The 15,207-nt window shown below is 63.5% G+C and carries 17 protein-coding genes and 1 pseudogene; 6 read left to right on the forward strand and 12 right to left on the reverse strand.

The window, feature by feature from the left end; translation table 11 throughout:
• The 8 genes and pseudogenes from ASE00_RS21985 to ASE00_RS22015 all read right to left on the reverse strand — a co-directional run bounded on the left by ASE00_RS21985 (nucleotide 1) and on the right by ASE00_RS22015 (nucleotide 5,702).
• Nucleotides 1-2,412 carry a VirB4 family type IV secretion/conjugal transfer ATPase gene (locus ASE00_RS21985; protein ID WP_414819872.1) on the reverse strand — a complete coding sequence of 804 codons (2,412 nt, stop codon included), beginning with the start codon at nucleotides 2,410-2,412 and terminating at the stop codon, nucleotides 1-3.
• Entirely contained in the window at nucleotides 2,405-2,755 is a 351-nt protein-coding gene (locus ASE00_RS21990; RefSeq protein ID WP_009823962.1) for a type IV secretion system protein VirB3, read from the reverse strand. The genes ASE00_RS21985 and ASE00_RS21990 overlap by 8 nt, the downstream gene beginning before the upstream one ends.
• Entirely contained in the window at nucleotides 2,752-3,090 is a 339-nt protein-coding gene (locus ASE00_RS21995; protein ID WP_009823963.1) for a TrbC/VirB2 family protein, read from the reverse strand. The genes ASE00_RS21990 and ASE00_RS21995 overlap by 4 nt, the downstream gene beginning before the upstream one ends.
• Nucleotides 3,087-3,752 carry a lytic transglycosylase domain-containing protein gene (locus ASE00_RS22000; protein ID WP_056383899.1) on the reverse strand — a complete coding sequence of 222 codons (666 nt, stop codon included), beginning with the start codon at nucleotides 3,750-3,752 and terminating at the stop codon, nucleotides 3,087-3,089. The genes ASE00_RS21995 and ASE00_RS22000 overlap by 4 nt, the downstream gene beginning before the upstream one ends.
• Nucleotides 3,749-4,090 carry a hypothetical protein gene (locus tag ASE00_RS22005; RefSeq protein WP_056383901.1) on the reverse strand — a complete coding sequence of 114 codons (342 nt, stop codon included), beginning with the start codon at nucleotides 4,088-4,090 and terminating at the stop codon, nucleotides 3,749-3,751. The genes ASE00_RS22000 and ASE00_RS22005 overlap by 4 nt, the downstream gene beginning before the upstream one ends.
• A gap of 63 nt (nucleotides 4,091-4,153) precedes the next feature.
• Nucleotides 4,154-4,694 (reverse strand): annotated as a pseudogene (locus ASE00_RS22010) (phytanoyl-CoA dioxygenase family protein); the annotation flags it as partial.
• Nucleotides 4,670-5,041, reverse strand: a complete 372-nt coding sequence (locus tag ASE00_RS24350; RefSeq protein WP_082594898.1) for an autoinducer binding domain-containing protein — start codon at nucleotides 5,039-5,041, stop codon at nucleotides 4,670-4,672. The pseudogene ASE00_RS22010 and the gene ASE00_RS24350, both read right to left, overlap by 25 nt.
• Nucleotides 4,941-5,702, reverse strand: coding sequence for a helix-turn-helix transcriptional regulator (locus tag ASE00_RS22015; protein ID WP_056383903.1), 762 nt, complete (start codon nucleotides 5,700-5,702; stop codon nucleotides 4,941-4,943). Before ASE00_RS22015 ends, ASE00_RS24350 begins: the two co-directional genes overlap by 101 nt.
• Before the next feature lie 221 nt (nucleotides 5,703-5,923).
• Between ASE00_RS22015 and ASE00_RS22020 the strand changes: the two genes are divergently transcribed.
• Nucleotides 5,924-6,493: a hypothetical protein gene (locus ASE00_RS22020; protein ID WP_056383906.1), complete on the forward strand. Its 570-nt coding sequence runs from the start codon at nucleotides 5,924-5,926 to the stop codon at nucleotides 6,491-6,493.
• 22 nt (nucleotides 6,494-6,515) lie between these two features.
• On the opposite strand, the gene cueR is transcribed toward ASE00_RS22020, so the two are convergent.
• The 4 genes from cueR to copC form a co-directional block, all read right to left on the reverse strand.
• Nucleotides 6,516-6,905: a Cu(I)-responsive transcriptional regulator gene (cueR, locus tag ASE00_RS22025; RefSeq protein ID WP_056383908.1), complete on the reverse strand. Its 390-nt coding sequence runs from the start codon at nucleotides 6,903-6,905 to the stop codon at nucleotides 6,516-6,518.
• Nucleotides 6,902-9,274: a heavy metal translocating P-type ATPase gene (locus ASE00_RS22030; protein ID WP_056383910.1), complete on the reverse strand. Its 2,373-nt coding sequence runs from the start codon at nucleotides 9,272-9,274 to the stop codon at nucleotides 6,902-6,904. The genes cueR and ASE00_RS22030 overlap by 4 nt, the downstream gene beginning before the upstream one ends.
• A 66-nt stretch (nucleotides 9,275-9,340) precedes the next feature.
• Entirely contained in the window at nucleotides 9,341-10,267 is a 927-nt protein-coding gene (gene copD, locus ASE00_RS22035; RefSeq protein WP_056383911.1) for a copper homeostasis membrane protein CopD, read from the reverse strand.
• On the reverse strand, nucleotides 10,268-10,654 hold the full coding sequence (gene copC / locus ASE00_RS22040) for a copper homeostasis periplasmic binding protein CopC (protein WP_056383913.1): 387 nt from the start codon (nucleotides 10,652-10,654) through the stop codon (nucleotides 10,268-10,270).
• 132 nt (nucleotides 10,655-10,786) lie between these two features.
• Between copC and ASE00_RS22045 the strand changes: the two genes are divergently transcribed.
• From ASE00_RS22045 to ASE00_RS22065, 5 genes are read left to right on the forward strand one after another with little or no spacing between them, the layout of a single operon-like run.
• Nucleotides 10,787-11,065, forward strand: a complete 279-nt coding sequence (locus tag ASE00_RS22045; RefSeq protein WP_145986286.1) for a hypothetical protein — start codon at nucleotides 10,787-10,789, stop codon at nucleotides 11,063-11,065.
• Nucleotides 11,062-11,502 carry a periplasmic heavy metal sensor gene (locus tag ASE00_RS22050; RefSeq protein ID WP_056383917.1) on the forward strand — a complete coding sequence of 147 codons (441 nt, stop codon included), beginning with the start codon at nucleotides 11,062-11,064 and terminating at the stop codon, nucleotides 11,500-11,502. The genes ASE00_RS22045 and ASE00_RS22050 overlap by 4 nt, the downstream gene beginning before the upstream one ends.
• The gene (locus ASE00_RS22055; protein WP_056383919.1) at nucleotides 11,499-12,062 is read left to right on the forward strand and encodes an RNA polymerase sigma factor; all 564 of its coding nucleotides are present in this window, start codon (nucleotides 11,499-11,501) and stop codon (nucleotides 12,060-12,062) included. Before ASE00_RS22050 ends, ASE00_RS22055 begins: the two co-directional genes overlap by 4 nt.
• A 48-nt stretch (nucleotides 12,063-12,110) precedes the next feature.
• The gene (locus ASE00_RS22060) at nucleotides 12,111-14,027 is read left to right on the forward strand and encodes a copper resistance system multicopper oxidase (protein ID WP_056383921.1); all 1,917 of its coding nucleotides are present in this window, start codon (nucleotides 12,111-12,113) and stop codon (nucleotides 14,025-14,027) included.
• Nucleotides 14,024-15,169, forward strand: a complete 1,146-nt coding sequence (locus ASE00_RS22065; RefSeq protein ID WP_056383923.1) for a copper resistance protein B — start codon at nucleotides 14,024-14,026, stop codon at nucleotides 15,167-15,169. The genes ASE00_RS22060 and ASE00_RS22065 overlap by 4 nt, the downstream gene beginning before the upstream one ends.
• Nucleotides 15,170-15,207 lie beyond the last annotated feature (38 nt).

A 15,207-nucleotide genomic window follows, 5' to 3' on the forward strand; every position in this document is an offset into this window, starting at 1 on the left:
TCATCCTTTCCTGATCGATGCAGACCGACGCTGCTGGTGAAAAAGAGGCAGCCATTTCGCCGGGTCGTCGCCGACATCAGCGCGAATGGCATCGAGGAGTGTCACGGTTTCCGTGGTGCCCGAGAGCACCGCGAGCTCGTCGGAGAGGCCGCCCAGGTCCAGTTCCACCACGATCGAGTCATGACCCTGCTTGATGAGGAAGCGGCGAGATTCCGGGTTCAGGTCGTGACGGACGAGCTTGAATTCCGCCTGGGTCAGGCCCAGCCCGTCGATATAATCCGTTTCACGCCCATAGGGGTTTGGCAGCAGGATCTTGGTCGCGACCTGCTCTATGATACTGTGCGAGATATCCGAGCGCAGCGCATCGGCCGGGCTCTGCGTGCCGAAAACCAGGAAGGCGTTCTGCTTGCGGTAGGTCTTCAGGCCATCCTGGGCAAAGGCGCGGAAAGCGTCATCGCCCAGCGCCTTCCAGAACTCATCGATGTCGATCACCAGTCGGCGGCCATCCAGAAGGCCGTCGATGCGATGGAACATGTACATCATGATCGGCGTGCGAACTTCCGGATTGTCGAGGAAGTCGGTCATGTCGAAGCCGAGGAACGGCGCATCGAGCGACAAAGCATCGATCTCGTTGTCGAACACCCAACCCAGCGATCCGCCTCGCGACCATTTCTCAAGCCGAGCGCCGATGCCTTCCGGATCGCGCTGGCCGAGCAGCTGGCGCAGGGCCAGAATGGATCGGTTCTCCGGCGCGAGCCGCCCGAGCGACGCCAAGCCTTCGTCGATCATGCGCTCCTGGGTGACGCCCAGCGTGCTGCCGGGCGGCGTCACCAGCTGCCGGATCAGACGACCGAGAAAGACGAGGTTGCGCGGCCCATATTCGAGCGCCCGCAGCGGCGCGAAGCCGGTTGGCTCCCCGTTCTTCAGCGTCAGATAGATCCCGCCAGCAGACCGCACGTAGATCTCGGCGCCGCGATCCTTGTCGATGAAAATCTGCTGCGCGCCCGTCTTCTCGAGCTGCGCCATCAGGAAGTTCTGAACGACCGTTTTGCCCGCGCCCGAGGGACCGATGATGAGCGTGTGGCCGAGATCCCCGACATGGAAGTTGAAATAGTAGGGCGATTGCGCGGCCGTTTTCATCAGCGCGATCGCCGGACCCCAATGATTTCCGCTCGGCCGGCCTGCGGGGTAGGTATGAAAAGGCGCCAATGCGGCGAAATTCCGCGATGTGATTGCCGCCGGCCGCGCCCGCCACGCGAAATTTCCGGGAAGCTGAGCCCAGAAGGCCGCCTCGAGCGCCGGCCCTTCCCTCGCTGATACCAGGCCAGCATCCGCGAGCGCGGCCCGCGCGGCCGACAGATTATCGGCGAGTCGCCTCTGGCTCTCGGCAAACACCCCAAGCGAGAAGTGATGTTCGCCAAGGACGAACCGATTGCTTTGAAGATCGTCGGCGGCGTCTTCAAGGTCGAGCGCCTGGCTTGCTGCCGCGTCCTCGGTCGAAGCCATCTGGTTCTGCCGGCGCCGCAGCCTTTCGGCCGCGCGCGCCTTCCCCATGAAGGTGAAGGACTGTGAGACGACGAACGAGAAATCCTGGCCGAGCAGAGCGTTCATCTGACCGGGACGGGTGAGCGCGGGATATTCCCGGATGCCGAAAATGCCCAGCCAGCGGCTCGCATCATGGGCGCGGATCTCGACCGTCTCGCGTCCGAAGATCACCCGCTCGCCGTAGAGTGCTGATCCAAGATGGCCTCGGACCAGCGGCACCTTGGCCTTGGCACCCATCATGACCTGCTCGAGCACTTCGAGCGGCCTGGAGAATAGGAGGCCATTTTGCTCATAAAGAGCGAGCCGCGCGGGGCTGCACCGCCGGAGGAGCTTTTCGATATCGCGCGCCTTCTCCTCGAAGCGGGCCAACTCGTCGGGGTCGACCTCCTCATCGGCCGCCCTGGCTTTGGCGATGCGCTTGAGGAGAAGCCCGGTCCGATCGGCCGAGCCGACCGCCGGTCGCATGATCAGCGTCAGATAATGCTCGTTGACGAACATGCGCTTGGCAGTCACCCGCGCGCGATATTTTTCGTCCAGATCGGCCGCGAAGTCCGAGCGGAATTGGCCTTCGGGATAGTCATCGACCGGGCGGCGAACGATGTGGGTCCAGAGCGCGAGCCGATCGTCGGCAATGTTGCGCCAGGTGCCGTTGAGCTTCTCGTGCCAGTCATTGAGGTGGATCGGATCCGCGGTCTCGAACGCAAGCCCTTCAAGGCGGAACATCATCATGAGGTCGCCGCTATCGAGCGCGATCACCTCCGATGTCACGTGGCGCGCATAGGGCAGATAGCGACCCGGCTCGGCCTCTTGCCGCAATATGCGCCACGGCGTCTTGCGCGGCGGGAGCTGGGCAGCCGCGCTAGCCACGCGCAAAGCCCTTGCGTTTCAGCCCCGCGACCGGGAGCGGCGAATAGGAACTGCCGCCCCACCAGACGCGGTTCCGGCTTCGCGCCTTGGTCATGGTCCAGAGCCACAGCAGCCGGAAGGCGTTGGCATCGTGCCGCACGATGAGCCGTGCGACGGCGAGACAGGCGCCTCCGATGGCGCCGGCATAGAGCGGGTTGCCGCTGACGATCAAAGTGAGACAGGCGGCAAGCGCGATCGGCAACGAGGCTTCGAGCGGCACGCCGAGCCACATCGTCGGGCGCGTGACCGCCAGAAACAACGTCTCCTCGCGCAGCCGCTCGTCCAGGGCGGCGCTCTCCTTCACGCGCCACCCGTGATGGTGTCGACGATCCACTGCGCACTGAAGACGATGAAGATGCCAACGATGACCGTCACCAGAAGGCCGAGGCTGGCGCGCCCGGTGAAAAACATGAACCCGACGATCACGACCGCGATCACCGCGATGGTCTTGGCGAAAGTCCCGGTGAGCCAGGTCTTGATGTTCTCCGCCATCGACGTGATGCCGTCAGCCCCCTGCGCGTGTGCAGGATCGCTCAGCAGCATCGAGACAAGCAGCGCCAATGCCATCACGCCGATGACGCGCAGAAGAAGTCGCGCCCATTGGCGCCGTCCGCCCTGATGGGCGGTGATTGCTGTCATGGATGCTGTCCTTTCTGAGATGCGGCCCCGTCGCCAAACACCATGAGCGAGGCCTGGCTCGCCCTCGCCGCTGTGTTCCACCCGGCTGCGGCCGGTGGCGAAACAGGGGTGTCGGGTGGCGGAGCGAAGGCCGGAGCCGCTGGGGCAACGACCGAGTTTCTGGTCGCCGGCGCCGTACTCCGGATCAACGGAATGACGGCTGACGCACTGGCATAGACCCTGGCGACATAGCCGTTGCGAAAGCCGCGCCGCCGGTCGCCGGTATTGTACAGCGAAAGGGCGGTCGCGATCGCATGATCCCGGCTCGGGGCAAGGCGCGCGACCGCCTGGTAGTTGGTCGCGATGACGCGGGCGGCGGCGGCCAAATTGGAGCAGGGTTCGAACGCATTTTCGACCGAAAGCCCCAGCCAGCCGAGATTGGCGCTGTTAATCTGTCCCAGGCCGAGATCGATGTTGTAGCCTCGACCAATCAGGCTGCGCGCCGCTGCGATTGCCTGCGCCTTGGTCGCGGGCTTTGGCGCGCGCACGCCGGGACTATTGACCCCGATTGCGAGACTGTTGAACCGGCTCTCGGTGTGGACGATCGAAATGAGCGTCTCAGGCGCCACCGTCGGTGCGCAAGCTCCTGCAAGCGAAAGAAGGGTGGCGACATCGAGGATCATTGGTCGCCGCCGTCCAGGCGCTCGATGCCGGCCAGCGAGAAGGTCTGGCGGCGGCCATCGTTGAACGTGATGACCACCCGCCGGCGAGCTGTGGAATCGCGATCATAGACCTTCGTGCGGGCGACGCCGCCGCCGCTACAGCCGGGAAAGGCGCCGCCGGTGGCCAAGCGTTGCCAGAGCTTGGTCATCGGCGCCACGCATTGCGCGTATTGGGTCGCGCCACCGGGATTGGAAAGACAGAGGAGAACCTGGCAGCCCAGGTCATTCGCCGCTGCCGGTGCGCTTGGAAGGGCTGTGGCGAGGGCGAGCATCGCCATGCCGAATATCGCACGTTGCATCGGGTCTTCCCCCGCGAGAGACAGCTCCCGCGTCGGGAAATGCCGTCAGCTATCCGTTGGATTTCACCTCTCTTTTGTTCCGACCGCGCTCGATTTCGGCAATCCCCCCAGCCGGGGGGAGTTGATCGGTTTGCTGTCGCAGGAATTCGGACAGAGCGCCTTCCTGGTCGGGTCGGAGAGCATCGATTGCGGCGAGATGGTCCGGCGGTTCGCCGCCGAGCAGGATGGACGGGCACTGCCCGTCATAATTGCCGAGATTGGGGCGGTGCTGCTGGTAGCCGACCAGCGCGGCAAGCTCGGGATCGAATGCGCTGGCCACCTCGGGCGGATAGGTCAGCCACTGGTTCTCATAGGGCTTCAGCCAGCCGAGGCAGTAGCTGACGATGATGCCTCGGCGCACCGCGTTTGATTGATTCGAGCCGGCGCCATGGAGGGTCGATCCCAGAAATATGATCGCCGATCCCGGATCGGCTTCGATGGCGACCGGCTCCGTGTTGTCGTCACCCTGCCCGCCATTGTGGCTCCCCGGCCAGATCAGCGTTGCCCCATTTTCAGCCTTGAACGGCGAAATCGGCCACATCACGTTGACGAGATATTCGAGCTCGGGTCGCTCGCATAGAGACGTCTCGCCTGGAAGCGCTCCACCCAGTCTTGTGGATAGTCGACGATGTGGACCGAGCGAACCGCAGGCTTCAGGTCGACGTGATGGACCAGGGCATAGTGCCGAAAGCCCATGGCCTTCGTGATTTCGGCCATCAGGTCCGACAAGGCCGCAGCGTCCTTGATCGCGCCAGCGACAGCGCAAAAATCCTGAACTTGCCCAAGCCCGATCATCACATGGCCGGCGAGATCAGAGCAGCGCTTCCATGTTGAGATGACCATCGCGAACCGCGCGCAGCACCAGCTGCGTGCGTCGTCGCACGCCATAACGCCTGCGGGCCGATTCAACATATTCGTGCACGGTGTCGCGGCTGAGGCCGAGGATCTGGCCGATCTCCCAGTCGCTTTTGCCTTGCGCGACGAGTGCGATGCATTCGACCTGTCGTGGGCTGAGCGGGACGCAGGTCAATGTCTTCGCTGCCGCGCCCAGCAGCTCGCGGGCACGATCATAAGCGACCGAGCCGAGCAGACGCGCGGTCAGTATCTCCTCTGCGCTGAGCGGCTCGTCGCGCGATCGGGCGGCGGTAAAGATCGCCTCGGGCTCGCCCGGGGTCCGGATCGGCAAGCTATAGCCGGACGCAAGGTCATGGTCCCTGGCGCGTTCGAGGATGCTTCGCTGCCGCGGCGTGAGCTCCAGCACATCGCCGATCCGGTCCCAGGCGAGCCCTGAAGGGGTGCGTGCGCAGGCCGCATGGATGGGATCTTCGAGATAATGGCGCTCTTCGAGCACTTCCTCGAGCCAGGCCGAGGGATAGGTCGTGAGGAATAGAGCCTGCTCGCCTCCGCGCCGAAGATCGACGTTATGCAGCAGCGTGAACCAGCGGAAGCCGAATTCCCGCGCGGCCGCGTCGATCGTTCCATGCAGTTCGCCGAGATTTTCAGCGCGCCCACATTCGGTCGCGAAGCGCGTGAGATCATCGAGGCGGCCGCAGTCTTTTATCTTGTTCGCCATAGAGGGTAGAAGCTCGTCCGCGAGACGACTCCTCGTCCAGACCTAAGCGGCGAGCGCCGCGATTATCAGGACGAGTTGAGAACGATTCGCAATAATCTACGATCAGAATGGATCGCCTATGACACTTTATCTGCCGGCAAAGTGTCATAGCTGACAACCCGTCTGCGGCCGCCGATTTGGGATTCACATTGATCCTGCTTTGTGCTTGATTCCATCATGTTATGTTTCATGCAGGCAAGCCTCTTGAACCCTCCATTCGCTGTGATGTCGCGGCCGTGCTCGAGACGCTGGCGACCGTATCGAGCCGGCCCCGTTATGCCTTCATGCTGCTCAACCTGATCGCCCAGGTGGCTGGGCCAGATGGCAGCGCCGGTCCCTGGGTCAGGCGGAACGATGGGCTCGTTTCCCTGCGCGATTGGCTATGCGACGCATTGACGCCGATGGCCCAGCGTGGTCCGCGCAGCATCACGCTGGCCGAGCGGGTCGAGAGCGACCTCGCTAGAAACGGACTGCTCCCCGGCGATCCGGAGAAAAGGCGCGGCGTGATCGCGGAGGAGATGCGCGCGCGTGTCCGCACAGCCGGGAAGAGCAACCTCAGCCGCGCCGTTTCCGAACTTGTGAACGCCGGTCTGCTGCGCCGGCATTACCAAGGCTACCGCGTCGACCATCGAAACCGCGGCGCGCAACGCCACGCCGTCTATACGCTTGTCGGCGATGCTCTGCGTCTAGTGCCGGGAATCAGCTCCACGCCGAATCTGCCCGTACAAGGCGAGCTTGCCCTGACTGGGTGAGGGTATTGGTGCTTGGCCACTCTTAGACGGCTTGTAGCCTGTCGATGATCGGGCATTCGGGCCGGCTATCACCCCGACATCGTGACGCTAGGTCGAGGAGCGAAGCACGCATCGCCTCAAGCGCGCGGGCCTTTCGTCCAAGTTCTTCGGCGCGGGCAAGAGCCAACGTCTTCACATCGGCGCTGGCCCTGCTCCTATCCGACCACAAGGACAAAAGTTCCTCGATCTCGTTGATCGGGAAACCCAGGTCACGCGCATGAGAGATGAAGGAGAGCCGATGCACATCGTCCGGCGCGTAGTCGCGATACCCGCTGTCGCGACGGGGCGGCGGCGGAATCAGGCCAATCTTTTCATAGTGACGGATCATGCGCTGAGACACGCCGCTCGCCTCCGAGGCTTGGCCGATGTTCATAGTTTCACCCTATTGAGGCGAAGCGCATTGCCGACCACGCTGACTGACGACAAGGCCATCGCGGCGGCTGCGATGATCGGCGAGAGCAAAATTCCAAAGACAGGATAGAGCACGCCCGCTGCGACCGGCACGCCAGCCGCGTTGTAGATGAAAGCGAAAAACAGATTTTGGCGAATGTTGGACATAGTCGCTTCGCTCAGCCTTCGCGCCCGCACGATGCCGGTGAGATCACCCTTCAAGAGCGTCACGCCAGCGCTCTCGATCGCGACATCGGTCCCCGAACCCATGGCGATGCCGACATCGGCGGCGGCGAGCGCCGGGGCGTCATTGACGCCGTCGCCTGCCATCGCGACTATCTGACCTTCCCGCTTCAGCTTTTCGATCACCGCGCTCTTCTGGTCGGGCAGCACTTCAGCCTCGACCGCGTCGATGCCGAGCTTGCGCGCGACGGCTTCGGCGGTCGTGCGGTTGTCGCCAGTTAGCATGACCACCTTGATCCCGGCCGCACGCAGCCCTGCAAGCGCTTCGGGTGTCGTCGCCTTGATCGGATCAGCGATTGCGAGCACGCCCGCGACGCGATCGTCGAAGCCCACGAAAATGGCGGTGGCGCCGTCGCGGCGTAGCTCGTCGGCCGCCGCTTCCATCGCGGCCAGATCAATGCCGCTTTCGCGCATGATACGCGCGTTGCCGAGCGTCACGCGCCGGTTTTCGACCGTTCCTATCGCGCCTCTGCCGGTCGGTGCGTCGAAATCCGAGACCGCTGGAATGCTGATCCCTCGCCCCGTCGCCGCCGCTACCACCGCCAGCGCCAGCGGATGCTCCGAGGCGCGCTCGACCGCCGCCGCCAGGCGCAACACTTCTCCCTCCTCGACGCCTTCCGCGGTAACGATCCGGGTGACCGACGGCTTTCCTTCCGTCAGCGTTCCGGTCTTGTCGACGATCAGCGTCTCGACCTTCTCAAGGCGTTCCAGCGCCTCGGCGTTCTTGATCAGCACACCAAGTCCAGCACCCCGCCCAACGCCAACCATGATCGACATCGGCGTCGCAAGTCCAAGCGCACACGGGCAGGCGATGATGAGCACTGCGACTGCGGCGATCAGCCCATGGGCGAGCCGCGGCTCGGGTCCCCAGACGCCCCACGCGACAAAAGCCAGCACCGCGACGCCAAGCACCGCCGGTACGAACCACCCTGCGACCTGGTCGGCTAGCCGCTGGATCGGCGCACGCGAGCGCTGCGCTTCCGCGACCATCTGGACTATCCGCGCGAGCATGGTGTCGCGGCCGATTCGTTCGGCGCGGATCACGAGAGCGCCGCTCTGGTTGAGCGTGCCGCCAATAACGGCGGCGTCCACCTCCTTGGCGACGGGCATGGATTCACCCGTCACCATGGACTCGTCGATGGCCGAACGACCCTCCTCGATCACGCCGTCGACCGGGACCTTCTCGCCCGGCCGCACGCGCAGCCGGTCACCGACGGCAATCAGGTCAAGGGAAACTTCTTCCTCATGCCCGTCCGCTGCGAGCCGCCGAGCGGTCTTGGGCGCGAGATTGAGCAGCGCCTTGATGGCGCCGGAGGTGCGCTCACGCGCCCTGAGTTCGAGGACCTGGCCGAGCAGTACCAGCACCGTGATGACGGCGGCGGCCTCAAAGTAGACCGCGACCGTGCCGTTCTCGCGGAAGGCGGCCGGGAAAATGCCGGGCGCGAGGGTCGCCACCAGGCTGTAGGCCCAGGCGACGCCCGTTCCCATCGCGATCAAGGTGAACATGTTGAGATGGCGCGTCTTGAGCGACATCCAGCCGCGCTCGAAGAAGGGCCAACCGCCCCACAGCACGACGGGCGTCGCCAAAAGGAGCTGAATCCACGTGGAGGCGCGTTCGGAGACGACGTGATGGAGGGCCGGAAAGAGATGGCCGCCCATCTCGAGCACGAGCACCGGGATCGTAAGCGCCAAGCCGATCCAGAAGCGGCGCGTCATATCGACAAGTTCGGCACTCGGCCCGGCCTCGGCGGTGGCGATCTCCGGCTCGAGCGCCATGCCGCAGATCGGACAGGCGCCCGGATGATCCTGCCGGATCTCCGGATGCATCGGGCAGGTCCAGATCGTTCCCGGGGCGGCCTCGACTGGCGCGGGCGGTTCGGCAGCGAGATAGTGCGCCGGATCCGCCTCGAATTTTGCGAGGCAACCGGCACTACAGAAATGATAATCGTGGTGTTGGTGGACAGCGTGGTGCGGCGTCTTTGCCGGATCAACGGTCATCCCGCAGACCGGATCCTTGACCTCTGTCTTCATGCCTTCGCCGTGCGCGTGACGCGCATGGCCTCCACAACAACCATGACCTCCATGCGCCGCGTTCTTCAAATCGGTCATAAACCGTCTCCTTTCCGACGCATGCCGATATAGGGTCTGACATTATGTCAGGGTCAAGACCCGTTTCTACGATCCTCCTGAAGCTGGCGGCGGCAGCGTTCCTAGCCAGGCAACCAGTCCGAGGATCAGGATGCCGGCGCAGGTTTCGATCCACAGACTGCGTTTCAAGCGCGCAACGCTCGCCGCGGTGCTATCTCTACCAATCGCTTTGCCAAGCGCCGGTGTTAGCCGAAACCGATTGCCCGCCGCCAACCCCAGCATAATGGCAAACAAGGTGAGCTTGATGAGGAGGAGGCGGCCGTAGTCGCTCTCTGCAAGCCTCAACACATTTCGTGGGCCGACCAGAAGATAGCTGTTCACCAGCCCGGTCGCTACGATCAAGCCCACAATGATCGCTCCGACTGTCGCAAAGCTGGCGAGCGCGCGATGCGCCGCGTTGAGGGTCTCGGGTGTTTGAGGCCGCCGCGATACGATAAGGACGAAGGCGCCCAAGGCGCCGATCCAGGCCGCAGCAGCCAGCAGATGAATAATGTCGCTGACCAAATGGACCATTCCCGCTGGTCCCTCGGTGGCAGCGCCGTGGCCTGACCAGACGAGGCTCGCGACAGCTATGGCGGCAAGAAAGGTCAGGAGCACGAGCCCAGCCATCCGGCGCAACACAGGGGTCAAGGCAGCAATGCCTAAGATGGTCAGGACCACTAGGCGCGCGAGCAGCGCCCATCCAACATTTGTCTCCGTGAGCAGCATCAGCGCGCTGACACGATCGACACCCTCGATACCCGTCCCAAGCATGGCAGCAGCGGACTGCAGGAAACCATAAGCGCTCAGCAGCACGCCCAGCACCGCCAGCGCCATCGTCCACCCGCGGAGGCGCAGCAACCTCTCACGCTCGTCGCCAGCCAGGGCGTAGAGCGTGAAGAGGAGCAATCCGAACAGCAGCCCGAGATCCGCATAGAGCGCCCAACGGATCGCAATGAGCGGCCAGTCCGCCATTTAACGAACCGTGAAGGTCAGGCTACCCGCGATGCGGTGGGTGTCGACCGAGACGACGTGCCAATCCAGCTTGTAAGTGCCGGCGGCGAGCGGACGCGGCAAAGCTGCGATCAGCGTCTTGCCATCTTCCCCAACGGTGGTCTGCACACCGCCAATCTTCATCGGGGCATGATTGGCCATTCCGGGCATGCCAGTCATCGCAAGGTCGATGCCGGACAATTGCGGCATCAAACGCTCGCTGAACGTCAAGGTGAGCCGGTTTGTCGCGGCCACGGTCGCGGTCGCGGCAGGCGATGAGCTCACGAGCTTGGGATGCGCCAGTGCCGGCGCCGACACACCGAGTGAAAGGGCCGCGAGCGCGGCGGCGAGTAGGGTCTTGGTCTTCATCGAACATCTCCTTCGCGTTCGATGAGCATTACGCAGATCAGGTGCCGACCCCTCATCGATGCCCGCTCGATTGGCGATGAGGGATTTTTCGCTACGATGCGTAAATCCAGTCGCAGGGGTGGGAGTAGCGAGATGATGGACGTTGATACAGCACTGAGCTGCTTAAGAGAGCTTCCGGTCGATCCGCGTTTGGAGACAATCGACGGCGCTGTGATCGACGCGCTTGCCTACCAGCGCCGGCATGGCGCGCCTTTGTCGGGAGCCGTCTTCGGGATCGCCGCCGGTGTGGCCCTTTCCGTCGGACTTCTGGGCTCCGTCATACCGGCGCGCGAGACTCGGGTGGCATCGATCGCGCCTTTCGGCGCGCCGCCGGCCCTGGCGCCCTCGACGCTGCTCGGGACGAGCGAATGACCGATCGCCGTCGCCTCCTGCTGATTGCTGTGATCGCCTTCCTGGCCGCGATTGTCGGCGCCTTCCTTGGTCGGGCGTTCATCGTGCCGCCAACCCCGGTCGAAACTGAACTGCATGCACTGCTCCACCACGAGCTCGACCTCGATAGTGCGCAACAAGCGCGCATGGACGAAATCGAACGCCGTTTCGCAGTCCGCAAACAGGCGCTGGAGCTCGAACTGCGGGCGGACAATGCGCGGCTCGCCGACGCCATCCAGGCCGAACATGGCTATGGTCCCGCGGTGGGCGCAGCAGTCGATCGGTCGCATCAGGCGATGGGTCAGCTTCAGAAGGAAACGCTCGAGCACATCTTCGCCATGCGAGCGGTCCTGAAACCCGACCAAGCCGCCAAATTTGATGCGGCCGTCGTAAAGGCGCTCACGGCCAAGGAACCGTGAGCCTTGATCTCGCCGCCTGCTCGGACGGCGAGCTCGCTGCGCTTGCGCTGGGTGGGCGACAGCCGGCCTATAGCGAGTTGATGCGGCGCCACCGGGAGAGCATCTTTCGCCTGCTGCGCGGTCATACCGGAGACGCGGATGCCGCTCTAGACCTTACCCAGCAGAGCTTCATCGCGGCCTTCGCCGCGCTGCGCAGCTATGACGGCGAACGGCCGTTTCGGCTCTGGATCTCGCGGATCGCAATCAACAAAGCGCGCGACTGGGCTCGCCGCCGCGCCGTCCGCCGTCTCTTTACCTTTGCACGGCCCCTCGAGGAAGCGATCGACGTCGCCGATCCCGGGATCTCGGCCGACGTCCGGTTCGACGATCGTCGCGAACTTGAACGAGCAATGGCCGCGATTGCTATGCTGCCTGCAAGCCTCAGGGATGTGCTCGTCCTGCGAACGATCGAAGGCATGAGCCAAGTCGAAAGTGCGGGCGTACTCGAAATCAGCGAGAAGGCGGTGGAAACCAGGCTCTATCGCGCCCGTGCAAAACTGGCAGAAATTTTGAGGGTTTGATGCCGACCCTGCGTAACCCCTGAGAGTTCAGGACAGGGATCAAGCGCAATGGACCTTTCAACCCTCGACCGGCGGAGCTTTTTGCGAGGCGCCGGGTTTGCAGGCGGGACGGCCGCGCTGGCGGCGTGGCTGCCGGCATGGGCCCAACCGGTTTCCGAGGGGCTCACCGTGCCGATTCCAACCGTATCGGGCACCGATATAACGCTGAAGATCGCACGACAAACGATGACGATCGATGGGCGCCGGTCAGCCGCGATCGGCATCAACGGCACCGTGCCGGCCCCGCTGATCCGCCTTCGTGAAGGCCAGACAGTGCGGCTCAACGTGATCAACGATCTCGACGAAGACAGCTCGATTCACTGGCATGGCCTTCTCGTGCCACCCCAACATGACGGCGTTCCTGGCGTGTCGTTTCCGGGAATTAAGCCGCGATCGAGCTATCTCTACGAGTTTCCCGTCCGTCAGAACGGCACCTATTGGTACCACAGCCATTCCGGCCTCCAGGAGCAGCTTGGACATTACGGCCCGATCGTGATCGATCCTGCAGGCGCCGACCCCGTCCAGTCCGACCGCGAGCATGTCATCGTTCTGTCCGACCATAGCCAGCTTTCGCCAGAGGCGATCTTTCGGCGCATGAAGGTTGATCCAGGCCATTTCAATTTCCAGCGGCAGACACTTGCCGGTCTGCTCGCAGGCAAAGACCAACGGCTCAAGGATAGGGTCGATTGGGGAGCGATGCGGATGGATCCGACCGACGTCTCCGACGCCACAGGCGCCGCTTATACCTATCTCGTCAATGGCCATGGGCCGTTTGACAACTGGACTGCGCTTTTCACGCCAGGCCAGCGGGTCCGTCTGCGGTTTATCAATGCCTCCGCGATGACGACGTTCAACGTCCGCATTCCGGGGCTACGCCTCACCATCGTCCAGGCTGACGGCCAAAATGTCATGCCGATCGAGGTCGACGAGTTCCAGATCGGCGTTGCAGAGACCTATGATGCAATCGTCACGCCGTCCGAAGACAAGGCCTTCACGCTCGTCGGCGAGGCGATCGACCGCTCCGGTATGGCGCGGGCAACCCTAGCACCTCGGGCCGGCATGACCGCGCCGGTTCCACCTCTTCGAAAGCGTCCCATCACGACGATGAAGGACATGGGGATGGATATGTCCGGCATGCAGGGCATGGAAGGCATGGACATGTCGGGTGGCATGAACTCGTCTCGCGGGGTCGATCCGACAGCGGAGAAAAATGCGTCGGGGCGACTTGCTTCGGGCGTCGCTGCCGGAGCGGCCATCCAAAGCACCAAGCCGCAGATGGCGGGCATGGATCACGCGGCGATGGGCCATGGTGCGATGGCCGGCAGTCAGCCCATGGCGGGCCATGACATGGGATCGACGGATATGGGCGCGATGAACATGCGCGACTTCTCCAACGCACCTCAGGTCAAGCGCGGCCCGGGTGTCCAGACGATCTCACCGATGCCAATGGATCGGACTGGCGAACCCGGCCAGGGTCTCGAGGACGTCGGTCACAAGGTCCTCGTCTACAAGGACCTGATGGCGCTCGACCGCAATCCCGACGTGCGCGCGCCGTCTCGCAGTATCGACATCCATCTCACCGGCAACATGGAGCGCTTTATGTGGTCCTTCGATGGCGAGAAGATGTCCGACGTGCATGAGCCCATTCCGTTCATCGAGGGCGAGCGTGTGCGGGTGAACCTGATCAACGATAGCATGATGGGACATCCTATCCATATTCATGGCCATTTCTTCGAGCTGGTGACCGGCCATGGCGATCATGGGCCGCGCAAGCATACTGTGATCGTTCAGCCGGGCGGGAAGGTGACCTGGGATTTCACTGCAGACGCCGTCGGCGACTGGGCCTTCCACTGCCACCTACTTTATCACATGCATGCCGGCATGATGCGGATCGTCAGCGTCCGTCCCAAAGGAGAGGCAGCATGACGCGGCTCGCTGCTCTCCTCGCCGCATCGTCCGCCATGGTCCTCACAGCACCCGCGTTGGCGCAGGATCATTCGATGCACAACATGCCGGGGATGTCGATGCCGACGGCACAGCCACAGGCTGCAAAGCCCAAGCCCAAGGTGCGAAAACCGGCACCCCGTCGACCAGCGCCTGCGGCGCGCCCGGTGAGGCGCGAGCCTCCCAAGCCTGCCCAGCTACCGGCGGCGCATCAGGGTCATGATATGCAGGGCATGGATCACTCCAACATGCCGGGCATGTCCGAAGACCCCTCAAAGACCATGGGTGATGACGCCATGCCGGGCATGGACATGCAAAACGAGCATGCCGGCCACGACATGAGCGCGATGCCGACCATGCAGCCGACCGGTACGGCACTGCCTGCCGGCAGCGTGCCGGCTCCAAGGCCACCAATGGACCATTATGCCGATCGCCAGTTTCCCCCGGCCGAAATGGCGCTGGCGCGCCGGAAAATGATGGCAGAAGAAGGCGGCCAGACGCTGTCGCAGGTGATGTTCAACCTTGCCGAATATCAGGCCCGCAAAGGCCGTGACGGCTATCGGTGGGACGGCGAGGCTTGGTTCGGCGGCGACATCAACCGGCTGACGCTTAAAACCGAAGGAGAAGGCGCTTTCCGCGACGGCGTAGAAGCCGCAGAGATCCAGGCGCTCTACAGCCGCGCGATAGGACCCTATTTCAATCTCCAGGCAGGTGTGCGCTACGATTTCAAGCCCAATCCCTCACGCGCCTATGCCGTGCTTGGCTTCGAAGGGCTTGCCCCTTATTGGTTTGAGGTCGAGGGCGCTGTCTTCCTCTCGGACAAGGGCGACCTGCTCGGGCGCGTCGAGGGCTATTATGATCAGCGCCTAACCCAGCGCCTGGTCTTGCAGCCTAGGGTCGAACTGAACTTCGCTGCGCAAGACGTACCGGAAAATCGCATCGGGGCCGGTCTTTCCAATGCCGAGCTGGGCTTGCGGCTGCGCTATGAAATCACGCGCAAGCTCGCGCCCTATGTGGGTGTGTCCTACGACGCGAAAAGCGGCCAGACCGCCCGTTACGCGCGCGACGACGGGGAAGATCCGACAACGACGAGTTTTGTCGCTGGCGTCCGAATCTGGTTCTGAGCGCTCACCGAGGACGTGAGGCGGACTGATATCCGGGC

The organism is Sphingomonas sp. Root710 (genome assembly GCF_001429065.1).
GTDB lineage: Bacteria > Pseudomonadota > Alphaproteobacteria > Sphingomonadales > Sphingomonadaceae > Rhizorhabdus.

Excerpts from the sequence above, each read along its gene's own strand:
- ASE00_RS22050 (WP_056383917.1), top strand. The coding sequence starts at position 11,062 with ATGACCGATCGCCGTCGCCTCCTGCTGATTGCTGTGATCGCCTTCCTG.
- ASE00_RS21995 (WP_009823963.1), bottom strand. The coding sequence starts at position 3,090 with ATGACAGCAATCACCGCCCATCAGGGCGGACGGCGCCAATGGGCGCGA.
- copC (WP_056383913.1), bottom strand. The coding sequence starts at position 10,654 with ATGAAGACCAAGACCCTACTCGCCGCCGCGCTCGCGGCCCTTTCACTC.
- ASE00_RS22045 (WP_145986286.1), top strand. The coding sequence starts at position 10,787 with ATGATGGACGTTGATACAGCACTGAGCTGCTTAAGAGAGCTTCCGGTC.
- copD (WP_056383911.1), bottom strand. The coding sequence starts at position 10,267 with ATGGCGGACTGGCCGCTCATTGCGATCCGTTGGGCGCTCTATGCGGAT.
- ASE00_RS22060 (WP_056383921.1), top strand. The coding sequence starts at position 12,111 with ATGGACCTTTCAACCCTCGACCGGCGGAGCTTTTTGCGAGGCGCCGGG.
- ASE00_RS24350 (WP_082594898.1), bottom strand. The coding sequence starts at position 5,041 with ATGTTGAATCGGCCCGCAGGCGTTATGGCGTGCGACGACGCACGCAGC.
- ASE00_RS22000 (WP_056383899.1), bottom strand. The coding sequence starts at position 3,752 with ATGATCCTCGATGTCGCCACCCTTCTTTCGCTTGCAGGAGCTTGCGCA.
- ASE00_RS22030 (WP_056383910.1), bottom strand. The coding sequence starts at position 9,274 with ATGACCGATTTGAAGAACGCGGCGCATGGAGGTCATGGTTGTTGTGGA.
- ASE00_RS22015 (WP_056383903.1), bottom strand. The coding sequence starts at position 5,702 with ATGGCGAACAAGATAAAAGACTGCGGCCGCCTCGATGATCTCACGCGC.
- ASE00_RS22065 (WP_056383923.1), top strand. The coding sequence starts at position 14,024 with ATGACGCGGCTCGCTGCTCTCCTCGCCGCATCGTCCGCCATGGTCCTC.
- ASE00_RS22020 (WP_056383906.1), top strand. The coding sequence starts at position 5,924 with ATGTTTCATGCAGGCAAGCCTCTTGAACCCTCCATTCGCTGTGATGTC.
- cueR (WP_056383908.1), bottom strand. The coding sequence starts at position 6,905 with ATGAACATCGGCCAAGCCTCGGAGGCGAGCGGCGTGTCTCAGCGCATG.
- ASE00_RS22005 (WP_056383901.1), bottom strand. The coding sequence starts at position 4,090 with ATGCAACGTGCGATATTCGGCATGGCGATGCTCGCCCTCGCCACAGCC.